The 3,460-nt window shown below is 58.6% G+C and carries 1 protein-coding gene and 1 pseudogene; both read left to right on the top strand.

The features are described from left to right. The coding region (locus AC1DH9_RS25350; protein WP_477809001.1) for a response regulator at positions 1–3,294 on the top strand (3,294 nt) is incomplete at its 5' end. Then, a pseudogene (locus AC1DH9_RS25345) lies at positions 3,295–3,460 on the top strand (protein-glutamate O-methyltransferase CheR); the annotation flags it as partial.

Raw genomic sequence — 3,460 nt, 5'->3', positions numbered from 1 at the left:
AACCAAGCGTTAACGCTGACGGTCGATCTGGAAACCGGGATGCGGGGTTTTCTGTTGTCCGGTGACGAGCACTTTCTCGATCCCTACGAAACGGCCAAACCGAGGATCATCGCTGCGCTCAAGACCTTGCAGGAACTGACGGCCGATAACCCGCCACAGGTTGATCGCCTGCGCAGGCTCGAGGCGTTGCAGGTCGAGTGGAACGATTACGCGCAGACCATGATCGATTTGCAGCATCGCAGCGGTGATTACCGAGCAGCGGTGCAATCCGGCCGCGGTAAGCGACTGACTGATGAAATCCGCAAGCAGTACGAAGATGTCATCGACATGGAGCAACAGTTGCGTATCACGCGCAACGAAGAGGTTCGACGCACGACGATCTGGAGCATTTCCCTGTATCTGCTGTTGGTGGCCGGTATCAGTGGTTTGCTGGCCTACGTCGGCCGTCGCGATTTGCTCAGTCTGTCGAAAAAGTACAGCGCCAACCTCGCGGCGCAACAGAACAGCGCGCAACGGCTGGAACAACAAGCCTGGCTGCGCAATGGCCAGACCGAATTGGCGGAGCAGGTGCTTGGGCAACTGACGTTAAATCGGTTGGGCCGCAATATTCTGCAGTTTTGCGCGCAATACCTCGGCAGCGCCGTCGGCGCGATGTACGTCAAAGAAGAGCACGGAGGCCTCGCGCGCATTGCCTCTTATGGTTTCTCCCGCGAGCAGGAAGGGCGCGAGCAAGCGATTGACAGTGGCGAGGGCATTACTGGCCAAGTGGCACAGCAAGGCCGGCTGATTCGTCTGGATGAAGTACCCACCGGCTATTTCAAAGTCAGCTCCGGGTTGGGTGAGGGCGTGCCGTGCAGTGTGCTGGTGGTGCCGACCCGTGATGACGATCGGGTCAACGGTGTCATCGAACTGGGGTTTCTACGTGCCCTGACCGAGCGCGATGTCGAGTTGCTGGAGCTGATCGCCGGGAATATCGGCACCTCCATCGAAGCGGCGCGTTATCGCCAACGATTGCAGGAAGTACTCGCCCAAACCCAGCAACTCAATGAAGAGTTGCAGGTGCAGCAAGAAGAACTGAAGACGGCCAACGAAGAGCTGGAAGAACAGTCGCGKGTGCTCAAGGAGTCGCAGTGGCAGCTGGAGGCCCAGCAGGCCGAGCTTGAGCAGACCAACGAACAGCTCGCCGAACAGCGCGATGCAATGGATCGCAAGAACGGTGAGTTGAACCAGGTCCAGGTACAACTTGAAGAGCGTGCGCAAGAGTTGCAGCGCTCCAGCCAGTACAAATCCGAATTCCTCGCCAACATGTCCCACGAACTGCGCACGCCGCTGAACAGTTCGTTGATTCTCGCCAGGTTGCTGGCAGAGAACCCACAACAAAATCTCAGCGCTGAACAGGTGACATTCGCCGAGTCGATCTACTCGGCCGGCAACGATTTGCTCAACCTGATCAACGACATTCTGGATATTTCCAAGGTCGAGGCCGGCAAGCTTGAAATACGCCCGGAGAACACCAGTGTCGCGCGCTTGGTCGATGGCTTGCGCGGCATGTTTGAGCCGTTGGCAACGCACAAACACCTGGCGTTCAACGTCGAACTGCAAGCGGATGTGCCGTTGATGATGTTCACCGATCGTCAGCGTCTGGAGCAGGTGCTGAAGAACCTGTTGTCGAACGCTATCAAGTTTACCGAGAGGGGTAGCGTCAGCCTGACGGTCACCAGGCAGCCGGGCGAGGGCATTGGGTTTATCGTTTGTGACTCGGGCATCGGTATTGCCAGCGATCAGCAGGAAAGTATTTTCGAGGCCTTCCGTCAGGCCGATGGCAGTACGAACCGTCGTTACGGTGGCACGGGGCTGGGCTTGTCGATTTCGCGTGACCTGGCAGCGTTGCTCGGCGGCTCGATCAGCGTCATCAGCGAACCGGGGCAGGGCAGCTCATTCACGCTGGTGTTGCCTGTGCAGTATGTCGACCTTGGCGATGAGCCGCGTGAGCTGCTGAAGATCGTACCGGTCGTCGCCGCTCCCAAGGTGACTGCCGCGCCTGCGCCGCTGATCGTCGAAGCGAAGATTCCGCGCTTTGCGGATGACCGTGACAAGGCGCCGTTCACTCGCCGTTGCATGCTGGTAGTGGAAGATGAAGTGAACTTTGCACACATCCTCTTCGACCTGGCCCACGAGCTGGGCTATCAATGCCTGGTGGCTCACGGTGCCGACGAAGGTTACGACCTGGCGACACGCTTCATGCCGGATGCGATCCTGCTGGACATGCGCCTGCCGGACCATTCGGGGCTGACGGTGTTGCAGCGCCTGAAAGAGCATGCCGAAACCCGGCACATCCCGGTTCACGTGATTTCCGTCGAGGACCGCGTCGAGGCCGCCATGCACATGGGCGCCATCGGTTATGCGCTCAAGCCGACCACCCGCGAAGAGCTCAAGGACGTCTTCGCACGACTGGAAGCCAAATTGACGCAAAAGGTCAAACGCGTGCTGCTGGTGGAGGACGATGACCTGCAACGCGACAGCATTGCCCGGCTGATCGGTGACGATGACATCGAGATCACCGCTGTCGGCCTGGCCCAGGAAGCATTGGACCTGCTGCGCGAGACGATCTATGACTGCATGATCATCGACCTGAAACTGCCGGACATGCTCGGCAATGACTTGCTCAAGCGCATGTCCACCGAAGATATCTGCTCGTTCCCGCCCGTGATCGTCTATACCGGGCGTAACCTGACCCGTGATGAAGAGGCGGACCTGCGCAAGTATTCACGCTCGATCATCATCAAGGGCGCACGCTCGCCAGAGCGCCTGCTCGACGAGRTGACGCTCTTTCTGCACAAAGTCGAATCGCGGTTATCCCATGAGCGGCAAACGATGCTCAAGACTGCCCGCAGCCGCGACCGGGTCTTCGAAGGCCGCAAGGTGCTGTTGGTGGATGATGATGTGCGCAATATCTTTGCCCTCACCAGCGCGCTGGAGCACAAGGGCGCTATCGTGGTGATTGGCCGTAACGGTCGTGAAGCGATCGAGAGACTCAATGAGGTGGATGACATCGACCTGGTGCTGATGGACGTGATGATGCCGGAGATGGACGGTTTCGAAGCCACCCTCGAGATCCGCAAGGACCCGCGCTGGCGCAAGCTGCCGATCATCGCGGTGACGGCCAAGGCGATGAAGGACGATCAGGAGCGCTGCCTGCAAGCAGGCTCCAACGATTACCTGGCCAAACCCATCGACCTGGACCGCCTGTTCTCGCTGATTCGCGTGTGGTTGCCGAAGATGGAACGTATCTAAGTGGAGAACAATATCGACATCGAGCTGCGGTTGCTGGTCGAAGCTATCTACCTGAAATACAGCTACGACTTTCGTGATTACTCCGGCGCTTCGATCAAGCGTCGGGTCAATCACGCCTTGCATCAGTTCGAATGCAAGAGCATTTCCGCGCTACAGGAGCGGGTGC

The sequence above is a fragment of the Pseudomonas sp. 05T35 genome (assembly GCF_056396605.1).
Note: the sequence above shows the minus strand (reverse complement) of the source record. Positions and strands in the feature narration are given on the sequence as shown.